Origin of the sequence: Streptomyces sp. cg36 (genome assembly GCF_041080675.1) — a bacterium.
In the GTDB taxonomy this organism is placed as follows: Bacteria; Actinomycetota; Actinomycetes; order Streptomycetales; family Streptomycetaceae; genus Streptomyces.
In genome coordinates this window covers 8,043,647-8,064,463 of sequence record NZ_CP163520.1, presented here as the reverse complement: position 1 = coordinate 8,064,463, position 20,817 = coordinate 8,043,647, and the positions used below count along the sequence as shown (strand labels likewise).

Annotated in this window: 17 protein-coding genes; 6 read left to right on the top strand and 11 right to left on the bottom strand. The window is 69.6% G+C overall.

The annotated features are described in order from the left end of the window. Nucleotides 1–6 precede the first annotated feature (6 nt). The 7 genes from AB5J87_RS35510 to AB5J87_RS35480 form a co-directional block, all read right to left on the bottom strand. Nucleotides 7–858: a cyclopropane-fatty-acyl-phospholipid synthase family protein gene (locus AB5J87_RS35510; RefSeq protein WP_369382870.1), complete on the bottom strand. Its 852-nt coding sequence runs from the start codon at nt 856–858 to the stop codon at nt 7–9. A gap of 118 nt (nt 859–976) precedes the next feature. Beyond that, nucleotides 977–1,996 (bottom strand): hypothetical protein, encoded by a 1,020-nt coding sequence (locus AB5J87_RS35505; protein WP_369382869.1) that lies wholly within the window; start codon nt 1,994–1,996, stop codon nt 977–979. 501 nt (nt 1,997–2,497) lie between these two features. Next, entirely contained in the window at nt 2,498–3,487 is a 990-nt protein-coding gene (locus AB5J87_RS35500; protein WP_369383756.1) for a helix-turn-helix transcriptional regulator, read from the bottom strand. Between the two features lie 189 nt (nt 3,488–3,676). Beyond that, on the bottom strand, nt 3,677–3,943 hold the full coding sequence (locus AB5J87_RS35495; protein WP_369382868.1) for a helix-turn-helix domain-containing protein: 267 nt from the start codon (nt 3,941–3,943) through the stop codon (nt 3,677–3,679). A 144-nt stretch (nt 3,944–4,087) separates the two neighbouring features. After that, nucleotides 4,088–4,666: a potassium channel family protein gene (locus AB5J87_RS35490; protein ID WP_369382867.1), complete on the bottom strand. Its 579-nt coding sequence runs from the start codon at nt 4,664–4,666 to the stop codon at nt 4,088–4,090. Nucleotides 4,667–4,931: 265 nt separating this feature from the next. Then, nucleotides 4,932–6,122 (bottom strand): acyltransferase family protein, encoded by a 1,191-nt coding sequence (locus AB5J87_RS35485; protein WP_369382866.1) that lies wholly within the window; start codon nt 6,120–6,122, stop codon nt 4,932–4,934. Between the two features lie 148 nt (nt 6,123–6,270). Next, nucleotides 6,271–6,411, bottom strand: coding sequence for a hypothetical protein (locus tag AB5J87_RS35480; RefSeq protein ID WP_369382865.1), 141 nt, complete (start codon nt 6,409–6,411; stop codon nt 6,271–6,273). 470 nt (nt 6,412–6,881) lie between these two features. On the opposite strand from AB5J87_RS35480, the gene AB5J87_RS35475 reads away from it, so the two are divergent. The 4 genes from AB5J87_RS35475 (at nt 6,882) to AB5J87_RS35460 (ending at nt 12,038) form a co-directional block, all read left to right on the top strand. Next, nucleotides 6,882–7,748, top strand: a complete 867-nt coding sequence (locus AB5J87_RS35475) for a glycosyl hydrolase family 18 protein (protein WP_369382864.1) — start codon at nt 6,882–6,884, stop codon at nt 7,746–7,748. A 141-nt stretch (nt 7,749–7,889) separates the two neighbouring features. Continuing rightward, complete coding sequence (locus AB5J87_RS35470; RefSeq protein WP_369382863.1) at nt 7,890–8,687, top strand: maleylpyruvate isomerase N-terminal domain-containing protein; 798 nt, start codon at nt 7,890–7,892, stop codon at nt 8,685–8,687. Nucleotides 8,688–9,299: 612 nt separating this feature from the next. Next, nucleotides 9,300–10,541, top strand: coding sequence for an MFS transporter (locus AB5J87_RS35465; RefSeq protein WP_369382862.1), 1,242 nt, complete (start codon nt 9,300–9,302; stop codon nt 10,539–10,541). Nucleotides 10,542–10,841: 300 nt separating this feature from the next. Further along, complete coding sequence (locus tag AB5J87_RS35460; protein WP_369382861.1) at nt 10,842–12,038, top strand: amidohydrolase family protein; 1,197 nt, start codon at nt 10,842–10,844, stop codon at nt 12,036–12,038. A 238-nt stretch (nt 12,039–12,276) separates the two neighbouring features. Here the strand turns inward: AB5J87_RS35460 and AB5J87_RS35455 are convergent, their stop codons facing one another. The 3 genes from AB5J87_RS35455 to AB5J87_RS35445 all read right to left on the bottom strand — a co-directional run bounded on the left by AB5J87_RS35455 (nt 12,277) and on the right by AB5J87_RS35445 (nt 15,560). Further along, nucleotides 12,277–12,447 (bottom strand): hypothetical protein, encoded by a 171-nt coding sequence (locus AB5J87_RS35455; RefSeq protein WP_369382860.1) that lies wholly within the window; start codon nt 12,445–12,447, stop codon nt 12,277–12,279. 339 nt (nt 12,448–12,786) lie between these two features. Further along, entirely contained in the window at nt 12,787–13,758 is a 972-nt protein-coding gene (locus AB5J87_RS35450) for a GNAT family N-acetyltransferase (RefSeq protein WP_369382859.1), read from the bottom strand. 338 nt (nt 13,759–14,096) lie between these two features. Continuing rightward, a complete protein-coding gene (locus AB5J87_RS35445) occupies nt 14,097–15,560 on the bottom strand; it encodes a M12 family metallo-peptidase (RefSeq protein ID WP_369382858.1) in 1,464 nt (487 codons plus the stop codon). A 426-nt stretch (nt 15,561–15,986) separates the two neighbouring features. Here AB5J87_RS35445 and AB5J87_RS35440 point away from each other — a divergent pair, with 426 nt between their 5' ends. Then, nucleotides 15,987–16,976, top strand: a complete 990-nt coding sequence (locus AB5J87_RS35440; RefSeq protein ID WP_369382857.1) for a zinc-binding dehydrogenase — start codon at nt 15,987–15,989, stop codon at nt 16,974–16,976. Nucleotides 16,977–17,105: 129 nt separating this feature from the next. Here AB5J87_RS35440 and AB5J87_RS35435 read toward each other — a convergent pair whose 3' ends face one another. Continuing rightward, nucleotides 17,106–19,451 (bottom strand): hypothetical protein, encoded by a 2,346-nt coding sequence (locus AB5J87_RS35435; RefSeq protein ID WP_369382856.1) that lies wholly within the window; start codon nt 19,449–19,451, stop codon nt 17,106–17,108. A 580-nt stretch (nt 19,452–20,031) separates the two neighbouring features. Here AB5J87_RS35435 and AB5J87_RS35430 point away from each other — a divergent pair. After that, complete coding sequence (locus AB5J87_RS35430) at nt 20,032–20,775, top strand: thioredoxin domain-containing protein (RefSeq protein ID WP_369382855.1); 744 nt, start codon at nt 20,032–20,034, stop codon at nt 20,773–20,775. Nucleotides 20,776–20,817: the final 42 nt, after the last annotated feature.

The following is a 20,817-nucleotide window of genomic DNA, read 5'->3' as shown; positions in this document are numbered from 1 at the left end:
GCCCCGCTACCCCCGCTCAGGACGGCGGGCGTGGAAGAGCCCCCAGCGCAGCAGTCCGCGGCCCGTGATGTCGACCCACTGGGGAAGGTTGTCCAGCAGACTGTCGAGGTAGGCCGCGCTGATCACCTCCCGCAGCTGGTCCGTGCGCCCCCGGACCTCTTGGTCGAGGCGCGCGTAGTGGGTGGCCAGATGCTCGGTCAGGTCCTCGAAGTCGGCCTTCACGGCGAGGCGGTCCAGGTGCTCCTGGTAGGACGAGACGGTGGCCAGTCGCTGGACGCCGAGACGGGAAGTCGCCGGGCGTACCGCCTCTGCCGGAGTGGTCTCGCCGACCATGATGTCGGAGAACACCAGCGCGCCTCCCGGTTGCAGCACCCGCAGCGCCTCCGCCAGCGCACAGCCCCGGTCAGTTACGTGGCACAGGACTTCCAGGGACCACACCACATCGAAGCGCCCGGCCTCGAAGGGCAGATGGTTGAGGGAACCGGTGACGACGTCGATCAGGTGGTCGAGGCCGTGGCGGGCGTTGGCCGCGCGGTGGCGGCGGTTGTGCTCCTCGCTCAGGTCCAGCGCCACCACTCGGCAGCCGAACCGCTCCGCCAGCACCCGGGACGAGCCTCCGTATCCGGCGCCGAGATCGAGGACCACGGCATCGGGTCCCAGCAGGTCCGCAACGGCGTTTGCCGCGTGTTCCACCGTACGGCGCGAGGCGGCTGCGACCTCTTCCCGCGGGTCGTCGTAGATGCCGACGTGGATGTCCTCTCCGCCCCACACGGCGTCGTAGAAGGCGTCCACGTCCCCGGTCTCGTAGTAGAGGCGGGTCGACGTCTCGTGGCGTGCTGTGCTCGCGTTGTCGCTCATCCCTGATCGCTTCCCCGCACCCGTGCCGCCGACCCCCGCGCGCCCCCGAACGGGCGCCCCGGCGACCGAAAACGGACCCCATGCCTCAGCCGCCTGCGACACGGCCCGACCGGTCCAGTCAGAAGAAGCGGCGGACGAAGACGTCGGGCTTGCCGTTGGTGTCGCCGGGGACGATGCCGTCCGCCGCGGACTGGAAGACCACGTCACGCCCGCCCGCGCTGACTGAGTCGGTCTCGGCCGTGGCCGGTTGGTCGGAGACGGTCTCGTCGGCCCCGGTCTGGAGGTCGCGCAGGACGAGCGACGGCCCGCTCGTGTCGATCGGCGCATACAGCAGATACCGGCCGGTGGGGTCGATGGCCACGCCCTTCACGTTCGGCACCAGCTGCGCGCTGCCCGAACTCACGTCGTGGACGTAGGTGTCGGAGCCCGAGAGGTAGACGACCTTGCTGCCGTTGTCGCTGAGCTGGATGAGCGACGCGCTCGTGGAGGAGCCCGCAAGCGGGCCCGACGTGCTGCCGGTGGTCCGGTCCCACAGGTAGACGCCCTCCTTCAGATGAGTGAGGTCCTGGTAGGCGACAAGGCGGCCGTCACCGCTGATGGACGGCCGGGCCGGAGCCGTGCTGCCGAGGGAGGCGATGGTTTCGAATCCACCGTTGCGGTCCGCGACCATCACGTCCCGGAGCAGCCCCGGAGAGCGCAGGGCGCCAAATGCGAGGTAGCGGCCGTCCGCACTCAGCGACGGTTGGTTGCAGCGACCGCAGGTGACGGGAAGCAATCCCAGGTCCAGCGACCGCTGTTGGATCCGCTCGGCGCTCATCCCCTGCCGCGGGGCATTGGCGGCGACCTGTCTCCCGTCGCCGCTGATCGCCGGCGTCCAGCCCTCGACCAGGGGCTCCGTCCTGGTCTGCCCTGCCCGCCGGTCACGGACATACACCGCGTTGCCGCCGTCTCGCGGGCCGTTCTTCAGCGACGTGAAGACGATGTTGCGGCCGTCGGGTGTGATGGACGCGGCGCCGTAGCCTTCGTCGGTCGCGACGCTGATCCTCTCGACACCGACACCGACACCGACACCGACACCGAGACCGCCGATCGCCGCCGTCGGCCCCGCTGTGGAGGCTGTGGCGGCTGTGGGCGCCACAGCCGTGACCAGGCAGACCACGCCTGCCGCGACCAAGGCAGTTCTCACGCGTCTGCCAGTGCTCCGATTCGAGTGCGACTTCGAGTTCGAGTCCGTCGTTCTGCTCACGCCAGCCTCCTAGTGGAATTCAGCGGGATCAGTCCCGCACTCCTCACAACTGCCTCTGCCCAGCACGGCAATTCACGTACTTTTCCCATGCTGAGGTGCGGCAGAGAAACCGTCGCCCAGATACTGCACCCCATCGCGAGGCGGCAAAACCCCTCACCTCGGCATGGAATATTATTCCGGCTCGGGCGTGGCGATTGTGAGTGGTCACGGCCTCTTCTAGGGTGGCCCGTGTTCCCGGATTCCACGAGGAACCGACGGCGGTTTCTGCACTGTGCGGGGCCGCTACAACCGTCGCTGCGGCCGGAGCCCCGAAGGCGTCGATCATTTCGGACCGCGGAAGGGGGGAATTATGCCTCTGGCCGGACGCGGACAACGTGGATCAGCGCGTACGCCTCACCGCCGCTGTCGCGGATGGATCAAGTCGGAGGGTTCCTGGTCCCCGTGGATGGCGTCGATCCACTGCCGTGCCCAGTGGGCCTGCCGATGCTGTGCGGGCATCGCGGCATACCCCTGCTCGATCTCCTGCTGCGCCAGGTTGATACGTCCCTGTGCCAGCATCGCCACACCTCGGCGCAGGGCGAGCCACCCCGGCGTGTACCAGTACGCCCCCACCGGCAGATCGGCGTAGTCGACCGTGTCGGCCAGCCGGTCCGCTTCCAGCAGCAGCCGGTCCGCCTCGCGCCGCTCGCCCGCGTGCGCGAGCGCCCGCGCCTGCTGCCCGGCGTCATAGGCGCGCAGGGCGGGATGCGCGCCCGTGTCCTGGCGCGACGCGTCGAACATGCAGGCCGCGGCGGCAGCGCTGCCGCAGACCAGTTCCAGCACACCCCGGTAACTCATCGTGCGTTCGAGACGGTCAGGTGCCCTCGACTCGTAGGCATAGGCCACCGCGGCGTCCAGGGTCCGCTCCGCCGCCTCGTACCGCCCGGCCAGGAAGTGGCACCAGCCGAGGTAGGCGGCGCCCATGGCCGCCGCGCCGATCGCGCCGGCGCGCAGGGCGTACGGCGCGTCCCGCGCCGTACGCAGGGCCATCTCTGCCCGCGCGGCGACCATCGGCGTGACGTCCGCCGAAGAGGACTGGTCCTCCAGCATGCGTAACCGGACGAGCCCTTGCTCCACGTCGACGATCTTCGCTCTGTCCACCAGCTCCGGTCTGCGGGCCTCGAAGTCGGCCCGGTCGGGGTCTTCCGGGATCAGGCCGGCCAGCGCGCCCCGGGCGCCGAGTGCCTCGTCGAGGAGTCTGGCGAGCGTAGGATCAGGGGTTCGTGTGCCCGACTCCAGGCGGCTGATGGTGGGTTGGGAGACGAACACCTTCGCTGCCAGCGCCGGCTGGGACAACCCCGCACGCCGACGCAGTAGTTTCATGGTCCGGCCGAACGCCCGCATACCCACCACCCCGTCCTCGGTCCGCCACGAGATGCCGCACCCTACCCACTCCCGACACACCAACCTTGGAGGGAGTGACGTAATCCGGACACCCTGTACCCACCGATGGCGCCGGGCCCCAGCCACCGCCCGGCGACGCCTCCATAGCACCAGGGCAGTCCGCAAGGATCTGCGCTGCTGGCGCAGGGGTCAGCCCTGAGAGCGTCCGTTCGGGACGGGGTCGGGGCCCGTGGTGAGGCTGTCGAGGCGGTGGGCCAGGAAGCGGCGTCGCCACCGGCTGACCGTTTCCGTACTGACCCGCAAGTCGCGGGCGACTGAGGCGATGAGCGGCACGTGTGGTCCCGCACACGCCAGGATGACCTGCGCCCGCGCAGCCAGCGTGCGGGCGTACGCGGTGCGCTGTGACCACTGCTCCAGCACGGCCTTCTCGTGCTCGGTGAGCAGCAGTGGTTCCACTTTGGGCCCCGCCGCGCGACTGCGGCAGATGGTTCGGACGTCATGTGCTGCCAAACGATCCGTCACGTACCAGGACACGCCGGCAACGGTCGTCGCCGAGGTCCTGGACCTGGCGTTTCAGCGGGGCGTCGGGACGCACCAGCACTATTCGGCATCCTCATGAGGCAATCCAGGCCCACGCCGGGCGTCGTCGGTCGACTGGCGATGGCGCAGTCCCACCTTCACAGCACCGAACACCGCCTTGCCCAGCGCCGCCAGCACGACAAGGTCGGCCATCATTTGCCCGCAGGTCAGGGCGCGGGCCGCTTCGCTGGTGGGAACGACGTCGCCGAATCCCACGGTCACGAACACCGAGACGGTGAAGTAGAGGGCGTCGGTCCGGCTCAACGGTTCCGAGAACGACCCGGGGACGTCGTGGGCGAGCAGGAAGTACGTGGCCGCGAAGAGGACCAGGAACAGTGGCGTCGCGAGCGCCACTGTCTCGATGGCGCGCAGCCTCGGATATTTCGCACGAGTGATAGCGAAGATCTGCCAGAGGAGCAGACACCCGAAGACGATCAGAGCGGCGACCAGCAGGGCCACGGTTCCCACGCCCACACCCCGGTCAAGTGGTGCCGCGTAGTACAGGACCGTCACGAGACCGGCCAAGGTCAGCGCACGCAGGACATACATCGTCCGCTCGAACGGTGACTGGTGCCGGATCTCAGAGCCCTCGCGGTCCATCAGGTGCCTCCTCGGTACACGAATGGGTCCGAAGTCCCGCCTCTGGGCACCAACCCGGCTCGGTCATCGTCTTCACCGCCCGAGTCTTCCCCCTGCCCGATCGATCTCCGTGTGCCCAGCCCGAGGCTCACCCGGTCGGACGGGTATGACGCGCTTGCGCGGGGGATCCGGCCCAGTGGCGCGGATCGGCATGGCCGAGCTCGCCGGTGACGGGGACCTCGCCCGACAAGGTGCCAGAGCGCTGTTCACCGGTCCAGAGCGCCGTTCAGCGCTCCAGGGCAGCTGCGCCACGGCCTCGTACGGGCCTGTCCGGCGCGATGGGGGCGGGGTTCAGGGACCGGGTGAGGTGGTGACGCAGCAGCCGTCCGAGCTTGCGGTCGACCCAACGGTTCAGGGCCGCGGCCAGCAGCAGGGAGAGGAGGAGTCCGAGAGCGACGCACGGAAGCAGGCCGAGGCCGGGGACGGTCTTGAGGATGCCACGGGTGACGGGGATACCGAGACTCTGGTGGACGAGGTAGAAGGGGTAGGTCAAGGCTCCGGCGTATACGAGGGGGCGCCACCGGACGTGGCGCAACGGGCCGGGGCCGGTCAACGCGAGCAGGAGGAGGAACCCGGTGAGTACGGCCGCGCTGACCCCCCACGTGGACGTGGGATGCGTGGCGACCCGGTCGTCCAGAACGGTCAGGGTGTAGCACCAGGCGAAGCCCACCAGCAGCCACAGCAGCAGGTTCGCGCCGAAGCGGTGCATCAGGTACAGCCCGATCCCGGCCACGAACAGTCCCGCGTACTGGGTCAGCAGGAGCTCGTCCAGGACGTCGGAGTGGAGTTCGCGGCCGATGGACGCCAGGACGAGCCAGAGTCCTCCGAAGGCTATGACGCGCCGGTAGGTCAGCCCGATCAGCAGCAGCACGCCCATCAGGAGGTAGAAACGGGCTTCCACCCAGAGCGTCCAGGCGACACCGGCGGTGAAGTCCACACCCAGCGGGCCGGGGATCATCGTCAGATTGCCGAGCGTGGTGCGCAGGTCCGTGGGGGCTCCCGAACGCTGTCCGGCGCTCACCGCGACGAGCCCCACCGCGACGACGATCAGGACGACGGCCCAGTAGAGCGGGAAGAGCCGGGCCACCCGGGAGACTGCGAACTGCGCCGGAGTCCGGCCCCAGCAGCTCATGCAGATGGCGAAGCCACTGATCAGGAAGAACGCCTCGACTCCCAGCCAGCCATAGCCACTTACCGCGTGAAGCAGCGGCGCCACCTGCGGCAAGTCGTACGCCTCGCCCCAAAAACGTGGCGTGGGGGTGCCCAGGTAGTGATACAGCGCCACGGCGAGCGCGGCGAGCATCCGCAACCCGTCGACCCCGGCCAGACGGGCGCCGCCGGCCGACGCGGACAGGGTGGACTGCTCGACGGCGGCGGCCGGCGGACCGCCCACGGCAACGGGCGAGGAAACTGACACGGAAACTCCTGTCGCGAGGTGGCCAGTCACGGATGACCACGGGCCAGCAGAGAAGGGAACGGCCACCGCGCGTCCGGGAGAGATCCAGAGGCGGTACGTCGAATTGCGCGGCGACGGGCAGGTCGCCGCACCAGCACCGTCGGACGCATCAGCCCGGGGGCTCTGGCCGCGATCCGCCCGACCCCGGGATCACCACCACCTCACGCGCTGTCGCGTAGCCGTGGTGCGGCTCGCCGACGAGTGCCGCCAAGAGGAACAGGGTCGGTTCCCGCACCGCTCGGTCGTTCATGGAACCACTATATGCCGGTCACCGACACATGGCGGTCACCGCCCCCTCCGCAGTGGGCGCACAGCCCCGCCCTCGCAGGGCAGACGGCATGAAGAGCGGACCCGGTCGACCGGCCGCCGCGCGCAATCCGGACAGCACTGGGCGCGCGCCACTTCGATCAGCGCCTGCCTGAGAGGATCAGCTGGTCGCGAGCGTCCATGGCAGCGCTCCCTCATGGAAAGGCGCTCATGTTCAGAGCCCGGCTTCTTCTCACCATCGCCCTCGCCACCGGGCTCGTTGGCTGTACCGCCGCATCTCACCCGGGCCAGGAGCGACCCAGCGCGACGACACCGGCCCCCGCCAGGCCCGCATCGACCTCGCTGGAGGCATGGATCTACCCCGGCTCTTCCGGTGAGGACACGTGCAACGCCCCCGCGGAGTACCGTGACGGCCGTCTGCGTTCCGGCGTACTCAAACCCCAGTACTGGGACGTGGACCCGCACGGCGCGCTGACCCTGCTGGACACCGGGACCCACCCATGCAACGGCTACAGCGAGGCCAACGCCGCGGACGTCAAGGCGCACTCCGCCGCTCAGTACACCACCGTCTCCGCGATGGACCACGCCACCGTGTCCAGCCTGGTCAACGACCCCGACCGCCGCACGGACGCCGCCGCCAAGCTCACCGAATTCGCCCAGCGCATCGGCTTCACCGGCGTCGACATCGACTTCGAGGACTTCTGGGCGTGGACGGCCGAGGACGAGCAGGGCTACGAAGCCTTCCTCGCCGAACTGGCGCGCGGCCTGCACCGGGCCGGCCTCAAACTCCAGGTCGACGCCCCGGCCCAGACCCGCGACTCGGACTCGGTGTTCGACTACCGCGGGGTCATGAAAACAGGTGTGGACCAGCTGGTGGTGATGGACTACGGCCGCCAGTTCAACACCCCGCAAGGGCAGCCCTGTTGGCCCATCTCCCCGCACAACTGGGTACGCGACACCGTCGCCTACGCCCAGTCCCGGGTGCCCGACAAGGACAGACTCGTCATCGGTCTGGCTTCCTACGGCTTCTCCTCCCCCGACCCGTGCGCCCCGGCCAAGATCAAGGAAAGCCTCACCGCAGCCGCAGTCCGCGAGGCACCGGGCCACGCCGACGGCCCGGCCGAGATCGCCGAACAGCGGGACGCGGACTCCGGCGAGATCCGTTGGACGTCCGACGGCACGCTCTACGACTACACCGACCAGCAGGGCATGGACACCAAGCTCGCCCTCCTCCAGAAGCTCGGCGTCAGCCACGTCTCCGTATGGGTGCTCGGCAGGAACCCGTGGTTCTCCGCCACAGCCCTCCGCGCGACCCCCTGACGCAACGGATCGCGACGGGACGGCCCACCCGGATCCCGGGCCTCAACGGCCGCACCGGGCCAACAGCGACGCCTGCGAAGGCCACTCGGCGGCGGCGAAAATCGCTGTCCGATCATCGGTGCGCGGTGATAGACATCCGGCGTGGAAAAGAATCCTGAGTTCCCTGACCTGCTGCGACTGATCGACGAGCGGTCGACCGCCTTCCGCGCCGCGGTCGCCGCAGCGCCCAGCCTCGACGCGCCGGTGCCGACCTGCCCGGGGTGGACGCTGTTCGATCTGGCCAGGCACCTGGGTGGGGGAGACCGTTTCTGGGCCGCCATCGTGGGCGCGGGGCCCGCCGACGCTCCCCCGCCCGGGGCCGCCGAGGCGCGCGCCGCTCTGGAGGTGCCGCGGGAGCGTGAGGCCCTGCTGACCTGGCTGGAGGAGTCGACAGACCTGCTGCTGGGCGTGCTGCGCGAGGCGGGCCCGGACACCGGCAGCTGGGCGTGGTGGAGTGACCTGCAGACGCCGCGCACCTCCGGCGGAGTGGCCCGGCACCGGGTCCAGGAGAGCGCGGTGCACAGCTACGACGCCCAGCTCGCCGGGGGCGCCCCGCAGCCGCTGCCGACCGGAGTCGCCCTCGACGGTGTCGAGGAGTTCCTGTTCACCTGCGTCGCCTCACTCAGTGCCTGGCCGCACGAGCACACGACGTTCGACTTCCACGCCTCCGAGGGCCGCTCCTGGCGCCTCACGGTCGACGGCGACGGCGCACGCTCGGCCCGCATCCCCGCGCCCACCGCCACGACCGGCGAGGACCTGGACGCAGCCGGCGCCGCCGTCCACGGCACGGCCAGCGAGTTGGTCCTGTACCTGTACGACCGCATCAAGGTCGCTTCCTTGCACCTTGACGGAGACGCAGGACTGCTCGACCTGCTGCGTGCCTGGGAGCCGGAGAATTAGGACGTAGCAAGGGCGGTTCGCCGCGCCCCGATCCGACAGGCCAGCCTCGTAGCCAGGTTTGTCGGATTCGTCAGGCGCGGCACCGGACTGCGGCACGACCCGGCCGAGGTCCGCATCGCGTTACGGCGTAACAGGCGTGCTCGGGGGTGAAGGCGGCGACGCCGTCCGAGCGGGGCTCACCGGAATCACCGGCACCGCCACCGCGGCCAGTCGGCCGCCACTCCCTTCTTCATGATCGTCCACCCTCTGAGCACGTCGACCGGGGAGACGGCTCCGCCCTTGCACCGGCATCCTCCCCGGCGCACTCCACCAAGCGGCCGGTCGGGCGGTCCACTTGCCCGTCGACCCGGCACACCACGGCCGACGGCGATCAACTACCCCTCACCGATGCCCGACACGTACCGGAGCCCTTTCGCACGGTGCCTCCCCCGGGTCGTCGCACCGTGGCCAGCCGCCAGGGGACAGCCATGTGGAGGAGCGACAGCGGGCCGCGCAACCCGCCCGCTGACCGACCCCGGCGCCGGCCATAGCCAACGAGCATCGACTCCATGAAGAAGTCATCGCGCGTCGGCCCGGCTGACCAGCGGTCTGAAACGAAAGCACCCGTAGACCATGCGCCTCCTCTCCACAGTGCGCGAGCTCGACCCCACTCAACGCAAGGTCGTGCTCGCCAGCTTCCTCGGCTGGACGCTCGACGCGTTCGACTACTTTCTCCTCGTCTTCGTGATCACGGAGATCGCCCACGACTTCCGGACGGGCATCACCGCCGTCGCCTTCTCCCTGACACTGACGCTCGCGACACGTCCGGTCGGCGCCCTCCTCTTCGGCCGGCTGGCCGACCGTTACGGGCGCCGCCCGATCCTCATGATCAATGTCGTGCTCTTCGCGGTCCTCGAAGCGGCGTCCGCCCTCGCACCCTCGCTCATGGTGCTCCTCGTGCTGCGCGCCCTGTTCGGTGTCGCGATGGGCGGCGAGTGGGGTATCGGCGGGTCGCTCGCCATGGAGTCGGTCCCGGTGAAGACACGAGGCGTCGTCTCGGGGCTGCTGCAAGAGGGCTACGCGGCCGGGTACCTGCTCGCCGGACTCGTCTACCTTGTGCTCTTCAACCACATCGGCTGGCGCGGCATGTTCGCCCTTGGAGTCGTGCCCGCGCTCCTCATCCTCTTCATCCGCCGCAGTGTGCCCGAGTCACCTGTCTGGAAGCGTGCCAACGCCACCGCCGTCAGGCCCGGTTTCTTCGAGACGATGAGGGGACACTGGAAGCTGTTCGTCTACCTCGTGGTGTTCATGATGGCGTTCAACATGTTCAGCCACGGCTCGCAGGACCTCTACCCGACCTTCCTCAAGCAACAGCTCCACCTCGGCACACACACCACGGCCACGCTCACCATCGTGCTCAACTGCGGCGCGCTCGTCGGCGGTCTCTTCTTCGGCGCCCGGTCCGAGAAGATCGGACGGCGCCGCGCCATCGTCGTCGCCGCCCTGCTCGCCATCCCCATGGTGCCGCTGTGGGCCTATGGAGGCTCGGTCGTTCTGCTCGGCATCGGCGTGTTCCTCCTGCAGATCATGGTCCAGGGGGCCTGGGGAGTCGTGCCCGTCCATCTCAACGAGCTCTCACCGGACGCCGTGCGCGGCACCCTTCCAGGCTTCGCCTATCAGGGCGGCAACCTCCTCGCGTCGATCACCGCACCTCTCCTGACCCATCTGGCCGCCCTGCGCGGAAACGACTACGCGTTCGTCATGTCCTGGTTCGTCGTGGGCGTCGCCGTACTCCTCGCCGTCATGACCGCACTCGGCCCGGAAGCCCACGGCGCGCGATTCGGCGCTCCTGGCAAGCTTCCGGCCGTGCGATGACCTCTGAGTGACGGAGGCAGGCGGTCTCGCCGTCCCGGCACAGAACCTTCAACTCTCACCCTGAACCAGAGAGTGAGACCTGCGCTTCCCGAGGTCGCTGCCCGGGATCACCGGCCAGGCGCTCGCGCAGCTTCCCGGCGGGGACCGTACAACGACGGGCGTGACCGTCACCCGACCCGTCGCCCAGTCGGTGGAGGACCGGTTCCGGGTTCGACTGATTCGATGGATGGCCAGAACCAACCACCCGGGCGGCCATGGCATATACGCCCAGCCGCGCCCCAGGGGCGACCGAAGGAGCACATGGTGATCCAGGCATTGCGGGCAGGCGGGCTGTTCGACGGTACGAGGGCACGGGGACCCGGCATGGTACTCATCCGTGACGGCCTGATCGCCGACGTCGACACGACGGGTGCCGCGCCACCCGAGGGCGCCGAGCTCGTCGACTTCGGCATGGACGCATGGATCGTGCCAGGGCTCATCGACACCCATGTCCATCTCGTCTTCGACGCCGGCGACGATCCCGTCTCCTCCTTGGAGGAAAAGGACGACGACACCCTGCTGGTCGACATGCGGCGGGCGGCGGGGCGAGCGCTCAGGGCCGGTGTGACCACGGTCCGCGATCTCGGAGACCGCTCCTATCTCGCACTGACACTCAGTCAGGAAACTTCCTACTGGCCCCACATGCACCCCCACATCGTCGCCGCCGGCCCACCGATCACCAGCCCGGGCGGCCACTGCCATTTCCTGGGCGGCGAAGCCTGGGGTCACGACGAGCTGATCGCGGCCGTACGGGAACGCCACGAGCGAGGCTGCCAGGTGGTCAAGGTCATGGCGAGTGGCGGCAAGATGACTCCCGGCACCTTCATGCACCGGCCGCAGTACCAGACCGAAGACCTACGGGCCGTGGTGGACGAGGCCCACCGGCTCGGCATGACGACCGCCGCCCATGTCCACTCCTCCCTGGCAATGGCGCAGGTGCTTGACGCGGGGTTCGACACGCTCGAACACGTGAGCTTCTACACCGAGGAGGGGCCCCGCCCGACGCCCGCCCTGGTCGATCGGATCATCGGCAGCGGTGCGACCATGAGCCTTACCCTCGGCAACATGCCCGATGTACCCCGGTGCGCGGACCTGGCGCACTGTTTGCGCAGGCTGTACCCCACCTGGGCCGCGCTGCATCGCGCGGGGGTTCCCCTCACCGCCGGCACCGACGCGGGCATCAGCCGGGCCAAGCCCCACGACGTCCTCCCCCATGCGGTGGAAGAGCTCGCGGGGCCGATCGGAATGACACCCGTCGAGGCTCTGAGGGCGGTCACCTCGGTCGCCGCGGGAGCGTGCGGGCTGGCGGGCCGCAAGGGCTGCCTGATGCCGGGCGCCGACGCCGACCTGGTGGTCATCGGCGGGAACCCGCTCACTGATCTCGCCGCACTGCGCGCGCTGCGCTGCGTCTTCCGGGCCGGCCACAGCATCGACCGCATCGGCGCGCCCTGCTGGTGACCGGCATACTGCCGGACGATCCGTCGATGCCCACCACATACCGCTCCGCGCATACCGCCATGGTGTCCCGCTCCTCGCTGTTGTCTGCGCCTTCGGCCCTGTCGACCGTAAGAAGCAGGCGCCACCGTGACACTCCCCCGATCTCAGGAGCGAGCGGATGACGGGCCCGCCACAAAAGGGGAACATGCGTGCGACCACCGCCGGTGAGACAAGGCGATACCGGTGGAACCGTCGCCTGTCAGCGCCGGGACTCGAGCACCGAGGGCGTATCGCCCGCCACTGGTACGGCTTCGACGCGGAGGTCGTCCGGGATCACGGGAGCGCTGCCGAGCATGTGGTCTTCGTACGACGTGAGAGCGATGACCAGGCCCAGCATGAGGAGTGGTAGCAGCACTGCCACGATGAGCATGTCGCCTCCTGGAAAGCGGCGGGCCGCTGAGCAGGATGCCCCCTGGTCACGATGGGCGCTCTGCACGGTGAGGTGAAGAGCCCTGCGTGCGGACTCCGCGCCGACTCATTCTGCGTCGAGCAGATCGGTTGGCGGAGGAAAGGTGGTGCAGATCGACGTTTCGATGCTACCGGGGGAACGGAACCTTCGCGCGTCCGCACGGGAGCCCCGCAGGGCGGCCCCCGTAAACCTTGCAGTGGCCGCGCCACCACCCTCGCGTCAGCCGGCCGGTACCCCGCTCACAGCCGCGGATGGCGGGCGGAATTCATCGCGGTACGCCCCCGTCCCGGTCCACACCGCTCAGTCGAGCGGACCGGCGTAAGTGATCAGCTTGCGGTCGGTCACGAATGCGAGGCTCTCATAGAGGCCGAGCGCACCGGTGGGGTTTGCGGTGTCCACGACGAGCTCGGCCCGGTCGTAGCCCTGTTGCCCAGCGGCCTGGAGCGTGTGTGCCAGCAGGGCGCGGGCGGCCCCCTTGCCGCGGTGGGCGGGGCGGGTGCCGAGATGGCCCACGGTGCAGGTGCGCCGTCCGGTGGCCGCGGTGTCGGCGACGTACTCGTCGGCGAGGAGGTACGCGGCCACATGGTTGTCGATGTCGAGCAACACGGCGGAGACGTCCGGCCGGAAGGCACGGGCCCCGGTGTACCAGGTGCGCCATTCCACCTCGTCGGCCTCGGTGTAGTCCCAGTGGTCGAGGAACGCTTCGTTGTGCGCGAGTCGGACCGCCTCGTCGTACCCCCAGGCGAAGGGAACCAGTCGTAGACCTTCCAGGTCTGCGGGCGCCGGTGCGGGAAGGGGTGTGGTGTGCAGGTCACGCGACATGGTGAACCAGTATCGGCACGGAGCGAACCCGGTCCGCTCGGCCAGGGCCGCCAGCCCGGCATTGGTGGACACACCGCCCAGCGTCAGCTCACCGGGGGCGCCGGAGTCGTGCTTGGCGTGGAGGGCTCGGGCGCGGGTGCGCATCCAGCCGATGATCTCCCTGCCAAGGCCCCGCCGTCGCCATGCCGGGTCCACGGCTCCGTTGGTCTCGAAGCGCAGTACTCCGCGCACGGGGTCCGGATCGCACAGCACAGCGAACGCCACCATACGGTCCCCCGACCACATGCCCACGGTGTTGTGGACCAAGTCGAGCTTGGGGTCGCTCAATTCCTCGCGGATATCGGCTACGTCGTAGTGCATCCCCGTACGGTCGGCGCGCTCGACTTCGTCCCGCAGGCTCACCAGGGCAGGAATGTCCGCCTCTTCGAGAGGGCGATATGCAATGTCCATTCGACGAAGAATACCTGGAACCCACTTGCGGGCAGTTGTGCGGGGCCGAAAGGCGAGCGCGGGACCAAGGTGGTAGTGAATCAAATCGGTTGCGACATCGGAGTTTCCGAGGCACTGCACGATTTGACGCTGCGTCAAACATGTGCACCACTAATGTGATGCGCTCGAAATCACGAGCCGCCGAACGCTCGGCAGTAATTCCCCCGCAGCTCGACGGGCTCGCGGACGAGTGGCGACCGCTCTGAGAACGCCCACTCGCGATGGGCACGGCTCGGGGCGTCATCGTGACGCCCCGAGCGTGAACACCCCCCGCACCACCTGCATCATCCCCGCTCGGGTCAGACAGGCATGAACACACCTCGGAGCGTGTGGGCGCGGTCCATGGGGAAGTTGACCTGGGTGTAGGGGGCGTACTGGACTCCGTCGTAGATCCAGGCGGTGAGGCGGTATCCGGAGTACGGACGGGCGGTGACGCTCACCGTGGTTCCGGGCTTGTAGGGCCCGTAGACGGCGGGGCGCACGGTGCCGCCGTCGGTCGCTGACAGGGTGAGCGCGTAGCGGGTCTTGGCCACCGCCAGTGTGCGGTAGCCGGCCACGATGGGGGTGGACAGACGGGCGAGGGCGGCGTTGTCGTTGTCCTTGTCACCGAGCGGCTGGCCGTCGACGGTGTTCTCGGTGTTGGAGTACTGGTTGATCGTGACGCAGTTCGTGGGGCACGAGGACGCATAGGCCATCAGGGTGTGGAAGTTGCCGCGCGGAGTGATCCACCCGGTCCCCGAGCGGGTGTTCAGGAGGCCCTGCCAGACAGAGCGGGGTGCCTGGGAGTCCAGGGTCCTGCGGTCGTGGAACAGCCCGAGGTTGTGACCGATCTCGTGGCCGAGGTTGTACCAGCCGGTCAGTGACCGGAAGTCGACCACGGAGAAGGCGTCCCGGGCGTTGAAGACTCCCTTCGTGGGAAGGTCGCCCTGGCCCGAGGACTCCCCGGGCGGGATGCTGTTGACGACCGTGACCAGGTCGGCTCCGTATTTCTGGCGCAGATTGGCCGCCCTTGCCCCGAGCTGAGGGTCCTGGGGGTTGTGCAGCTTGCTCAGGAGCGTCGCCGAGGTGTTGTCCCCCTGGTAGCCCGTGTCGTACGTACCGATGATGTCGATGCTGGCGGGGATGTTGCTGTCGGCGAGCGCCTCGTTCATCTTCCGCTCGGCCCAGTCGATCGTGCTGACGACCTGCTGCTCACCGCCCGCCTCGGCCACGGCCCGGCGCGTATAGCCCGCGATGACGTCGATGACGACCGGATCGGCGGACGTGGCCCGGGGGCGGCCTTGGAGATTGCTGCGCACGGCTGACGCGGGCGAGCCGACTGCGCCCAGCTCGTCGTCGGGTCCCGCGTGGGGACGCCGGGTGGGGTCCTCCTCTGTCGCGTGCAGGCGTGAGGTTTGACCGACGAGCGTCTTCAGTCGGTAGATCCGGGCTCCCAGGTCTGCGACGACCTCGACGGAGGCAGTGTTCTTCGCGTACGCGTGGTCGGCGGCACACACACCGCGCATGGAGAGGATGACGCTGGTGTCGGGCCGGTCCTTGACGTGTCCGCTCCAGGTGAGCGTGCCCTCGTTGTCTTCGACTCCGTCTTCGACGGCGGTGACACGTACGTCGTCGAAGAAGACGAAGGTGTGCTCGCGAGGGGCTCCGAATGGTGCCCGGCTGCAGAGCGCGGCGAACAGGTCGGCCTGCCAGGGGAACGTGCGCTCGCGCAGCACCTCCCTGCCCTCCCCCGCCGGAGCGGCGCTGCCGCGTGTGGCGGGCATCGCGGAGACGCTGGAGGCCGAGGCCAGCGGCAGCGCGGTGAGCGCTGCGACGCAGAGGGAAAGCAGGCGGGCACGTCGAGGGCGACGAGGTGAAGTCATGAGGCAAGGAAGGCGGGCATCGGAGCATTCGTGCGCGTGACGTGCCCGTCGGGTGGCCAGATTCATGCAGGTGACACACCGCTGCCAGCCTTTCGGGCTCATCACGGCACGCTCGGTCCAACGCGAGCAGGTCCTGGCCCACGGCCCCGCTACGGTCCACGGCAGGGCCGCGCGTGCGGCTCCCGCGCATCCGGGAGATCATGGCCGCATGCCTCTTGTATCCGATGAGATACCGTGCGCCCCAGTGGTCGCCCAGGCGGGAGAAGCCGACCGGCACACCAGCGGCCACCAGCACCGGTACCGGCCCCGAGGTCTGCGGGAGTACCGATGAAAGCGATGAGGTTCTCGGGCGTCGGTCAGCCCCTGCGGCTGGAGACGGTACCGGATCCCGAACCGGGGCCGGGCTGGGCAGTGGTGGACATCGAAGCCGCCGGCCTGTGCCATTCCGACCTGCACATCCTGGCGGGCATGGAACTGGGTGACCTGACCGTGTCCACCCCCCTCACCCTGGGCCATGAGGGCGCCGGGGTCATCTCGGCCCTCGGACCCGACGTCGAGGACTTCACGGTCGGCGACCGGGTGGGAGTCGCGTTGATGGTCCACCCGGTCGGTGCCATGGACTTCGCGCCGGGTGTGGGGTGCGACGGCGCGTTCGCCGAGAAGCAGCTCGTCCGCGCGTCAGCGCTGGTGCCCATCCCTGACGGAGTGTCGTTCGCGCAGGCGGCCGTGGCCACCGACTCCGTCGTCACCGCCTACCACGCCGTGCGGACGGCTGCGGCGGTCCGTCCGGGCCAGTCGGTTGCGGTCATCGGGCTCGGCGGTCTTGGCCTCAACGCCGTGCACGTGGCCGTGCACTTGGGCGCCCGCGTGTACGGCGTCGACCCGAATCCGGACGCGCGGGCCGCAGCCCAGCAGGCGGGTGCCGCCGTGTGCTGGCCGGACGCCTGCGCGCTCAGCGCCCATCCGCCGGACGTCGTCCTCGACTTCGTCGGGACCCAAGAGACCGCCCATCACGCCCTCAACGCCGTACGCGAGGGCGGACGCGTCGTTCTCGTCGGGCTCAGCGAAGCGGTACTTCCCCTCCCCCTCGCCTCCCTGGTGACCCGCAACATCCACCTGACGGGGTCGCTCGGCGCCAGCAAGGACGAACTGCGCGAGGTCTACGACCTCATTGCCCGCGGCGCCCTCACCCCCTCCGTCTCGGAAGTCCCCTTCACCGAACTTCCGTCCGCCCTGCGCCGGTTGGCCAGGGGTGACGTCCAAGGGCGTCTGTACACCCGTCCCCGCGCCCGGAAGCCGCATGCCATGGCCGTCTGACCTTGCGCGGCCGTACATCACACGCATGAGGTCCCCCGGCCCGCCTCGACCACCGCGCCTGCCGAAAAGCCGCCCGGTTCCTTGCCCCGCCATACGCGGGCACGGCCCCGGGCGGCTCGTACGGGCGAGTCAGCCGGCGTAGTACGTCACTCGCGTGGTCACGGTGTCGCCGTCCTCGGTCCTGGTGATGCGGCCTCCCTGAAAGTCGACCTGACGCACGTTGGCGGCAGGGGAGAACTCATCGCCCACGGGGAATCCCAGAGGCGAACCCGCACCGCCTCGCTTGAGCCACGCGTCACGGATGGGACCGCCCAGTACGTGTGCGCCAGTCTGCTGCGACCAGTAGATCGACCGGCCGTCCTGGAAGTCCTGGAAGTAGCCCCGCCCGCCGGCAACCATGTGTTCCTCCGCGACCGGGCACCCCAGTCGCCCGCCCTCTCCGCCCTGCTCCTGCCACTTCGCCGCGATGTACCCACGGGAGGGGAAGGCACAGCCGAAGGTCGCCGACACGGTGTAGCTGCCGTGCATCCTGACCGTGAGCGGATTCCAGCCGCTCACCTGCACCTGGTCGTCCAGGCTCCACCGCACCAGCTTGTAGCCGGGAGCGGGCTCGGCCCCCACCACGACGTGGCTGCCCTCCGCGTAAGGTCCCGGCTGGGAGACCACCACGGCACCGCTGCGGGCCCCGGACCTCACCTCGGTGGTCAGCGTGTGCCGGGCCCGGGCGAACACCGCCACGAGGCGATGCGCCTGCTCGACCTCCAGGTCGAACTCGGGTGAGGTGGAGACGAGTTCACCATCGAGCTCCCACTCCTGGAACTCATGGCCTTCAGCAGGTCGCGCCGTGGCACGCACCTGGGCGCCGCGCGGATAGTCGGTGGCGCGGGGGACGAGGGAGACCGCACCGGCACCGGTCGGCGAGACCGCCGCGGTGACCCGGTAGCGCGTCTGCGGCGCCCGCCTGAACGTCGCCGTCACGGTGTGATCGCCGTCCATGCGCACCGCGTAGGAGGCGGCGGAGCCAGCGGGGCGGCCGTCCAGGAGCCAGCGGTCGAAGGAGTAGCCCGCACGCGGCTGCGCGGTGACCGTCACCTGCGTCCCGGGCGTGTACGGGCCGGGCCTGGCGGCCTTCACCGCACCGCCACCGGCCGGGGAGACCCGCAGAGTCAGCTCGTGCGTGGCCTCCTCTTCCGCCTCCTGCGGTGTGCGGTACCGCGCCACGATGGGCCCGGTCTGGCGCAGCACACGGGCAGCGTCGTGCATCGCGTCGCCGACCGGATCGTCCCCGTACCGCACGCGCGGTGTCGAGTAGAGGTTGATCGGTACGCAGCGGTACTCGCAGGCCGACTCGTAGGCCATCACCGTGTGGACGTCGCCGCTGCGCGGGACGAAGCCGCGGTTGTAGGGGTAGCGCGGGTTCGGTGGGTTGCCCTGCTCCGCCTCGGTGACGTCGTCGTGCGTCAGGGCCATGTTGTGTCCGAGTTCGTGGGACAGCGTCACGCCCGGGCTGGTGGAGGCGATGTCGCTCGCCGACCACACTTCGTCGTCGGTGTCCCCGGGGCGTGGTTCGTCGACGTAGCTGCCCGCCCCCGCCGTGAACGTACCGCGGGCGGGCTTGGGGACATCGGTCAGCACGGCCACCAGGTCCGCGCCCGACTTCTCGCGGACCCGTCGCACGGTCCGGCCCACATAGCTGTCGGGCTTCCCGGACATCTCGGCCCAGACGTCGTCCGCGTCCTCCGTCCCGTCATAGTCGTCCAGCCGGAACGTGTTCCCGAACCGGACCTTGAAGGTGCGCACGCCGCTGTCGGCCAGTGCCTGGTTCATGTCGGCCTCAGCCGAGGCGATACGGGCCAGCATCGCCGCGCGGCCACCGGCCACCCGCTCGGCGGCCGGGGTGTACCCCATGGCCACATCGACCACCGGATGCGGGGCGCTCGGCGCGCGCCGCGCTGACTCCCCGGCCCTCCGTCCCTCTCGGCTCGATGCGTGCCGTACGCGGTGGGCGTCCTTGCCGAAGTCCGGCACGGCTCGGGGGTCGAGCTCCACGACCTTGCTCACGCCGGGCTCCGAGGGGGTGAACTCGTAGCGCGACAACCCCAGGTCGACGTGCCCGGTGAGTCCCAGTGGGCCACTGCCGCACACCCCGGTCAGGGCAAGAGTGGCGTGATGGCCCGCGCTGCCTGCCACGTGCCCCGACCACACCAGCATCCCGTCGGGCCGCCGTTCGACCGTCTCGGCCTCCACCGCCACACGCGTACCGGGGAAGGGCTGCAGGACGCGTTCGTCGACCTTGCCCTGCTCCCCCGCGCACAGTGCGGAGAAGTCGGCCCTGCCGACCGCCATGGTGCCCTCGCGCACCACCCACGGCGCGGCCGGGTCCACGGCCGCGGTGTCCGCCCCGTCACGCTGGGCGGCGGCCGCACTCCCACCGAACGGTCGGCCATCCGCCGGCACCGCCGAGACAGGGGACACCACGCTCCCCATGCCGGTGAGCACAGCGCACGCAACAGTCAAGAGTTGTCTTCTCACCCAATGGCCTTCCGTAGCACCCACGAGCTCCACCGGCTCGCGGCTGACGACTCAGAAGAGCCTGATGAGCAGGAGCATGTTCAACCGCGCGCGCCGCATCGACGGCGGAAATACCCCATCCGGTCGCCCTGGCCCGCTCGTCCCGCAGTACTTCGCCTGCCCCTCCCCAGATGCGCGGGCCCTGGCGGCCCGTACCTACCCCGTCGGCTGATGGGGAGGCTGGGCGCGGGGCGACGCGGCCTTCGCGCGTCCGCAGCCGACGCCGGGCAGCACACTCCAGCCATCCGCCGCATCCACCCGTCGGCGGACACCCCATCCCACCGGACTCGGCGCACCGTGGCCCTGAAGTGGCTCACGAAGGGCCCTGACGGCCGGACGAGCCATCGTCCCGGTGTCGACGAAAGGACGGGACATGCGGCGTCTGCCACGCAGAAAGAGAGCAGTCGACCCTCCGCACGGAAGCAACGGGCGGGAACGCCTGCGGGCGGCGCGGGACAGGAGGCGTCGTGGGAAGCGTCAGCTGATGGCGGTCTGCGCCGTCCTGGGCACTCTCGCCGTGATCGCCTGTGTGTTCCTGGGAGTCTTGTCCTCCCGGGCGAAGAGGGACAGCGGCGCGGCGTACCAGGGGCCCTTGGTCGTCCCGCGGCACGCATCGGGCACGGGCGGAAGTGTCATCACCTACGGCGATCCGGCCGCCCGTCACGACCTCGACATCTACGAAGATCCGCGGTGCCCGTTCTGCGGCATCGTCGAACGCGCGTTGGGCACGACGATCCAGCAGCTCGCCGACGAGGGCAAGTACAAGATCAATTACCACATCGCCACGTTCCTCGACAACAACCTCGGTGGCAGCGGCTCCCACCAAGCGCTCAACGCGCTAGGTGAGGCACTCGACCAGGGCACCCAGAAGTTCATGGCGCTCCACGCCGCGCTCTATCGGCAACAGCCGGAGGAGACGCACGACGACTTCTCCCACACCAGCAAGCTCCTCGCCATCGCGGCCGAGGTCCCCGGCCTCGACCAGTCCCTGATGCGCAAGGCCGTCAACGACGGGACCTACCTGCCCTGGGCCGCAGGCACCGACGAGGCCAACGGCAAGCAGCTCAGCACCGCATGGAAGCAGGCGAAACTTCCGGGCAGCCCCGGCACTCCGGCCGTCTTCCTGGACGGTCATCTCCTCAATCTCGTCTCGGGCCCCCGAACCGCCATCAGCGACACCGACTTCAAGGCGCTCGTCACCAGCACGGAGCAGACACGCAAGGGCTGAGTCCAGGTGCCCGGGCCCGGGCACCTGGACTCAGCCCTTGCG

Bases quoted from the DNA above. Each gene is read 5' to 3' on its own strand.
- AB5J87_RS35510 (WP_369382870.1), bottom strand. From the start codon at position 858: ATGAGCGACAACGCGAGCACAGCACGCCACGAGACGTCGACCCGCCTC.
- AB5J87_RS35500 (WP_369383756.1), bottom strand. From the start codon at position 3,487: ATGCGGGCGTTCGGCCGGACCATGAAACTACTGCGTCGGCGTGCGGGG.
- AB5J87_RS35490 (WP_369382867.1), bottom strand. From the start codon at position 4,666: ATGGACCGCGAGGGCTCTGAGATCCGGCACCAGTCACCGTTCGAGCGG.
- AB5J87_RS35480 (WP_369382865.1), bottom strand. From the start codon at position 6,411: ATGAACGACCGAGCGGTGCGGGAACCGACCCTGTTCCTCTTGGCGGCA.
- AB5J87_RS35465 (WP_369382862.1), top strand. From the start codon at position 9,300: ATGCGCCTCCTCTCCACAGTGCGCGAGCTCGACCCCACTCAACGCAAG.
- AB5J87_RS35460 (WP_369382861.1), top strand. From the start codon at position 10,842: ATGGTGATCCAGGCATTGCGGGCAGGCGGGCTGTTCGACGGTACGAGG.
- AB5J87_RS35455 (WP_369382860.1), bottom strand. From the start codon at position 12,447: ATGCTCATCGTGGCAGTGCTGCTACCACTCCTCATGCTGGGCCTGGTC.
- AB5J87_RS35450 (WP_369382859.1), bottom strand. From the start codon at position 13,758: ATGGACATTGCATATCGCCCTCTCGAAGAGGCGGACATTCCTGCCCTG.
- AB5J87_RS35445 (WP_369382858.1), bottom strand. From the start codon at position 15,560: ATGCCCGCCACACGCGGCAGCGCCGCTCCGGCGGGGGAGGGCAGGGAG.
- AB5J87_RS35440 (WP_369382857.1), top strand. From the start codon at position 15,987: ATGAAAGCGATGAGGTTCTCGGGCGTCGGTCAGCCCCTGCGGCTGGAG.
- AB5J87_RS35430 (WP_369382855.1), top strand. From the start codon at position 20,032: ATGGCGGTCTGCGCCGTCCTGGGCACTCTCGCCGTGATCGCCTGTGTG.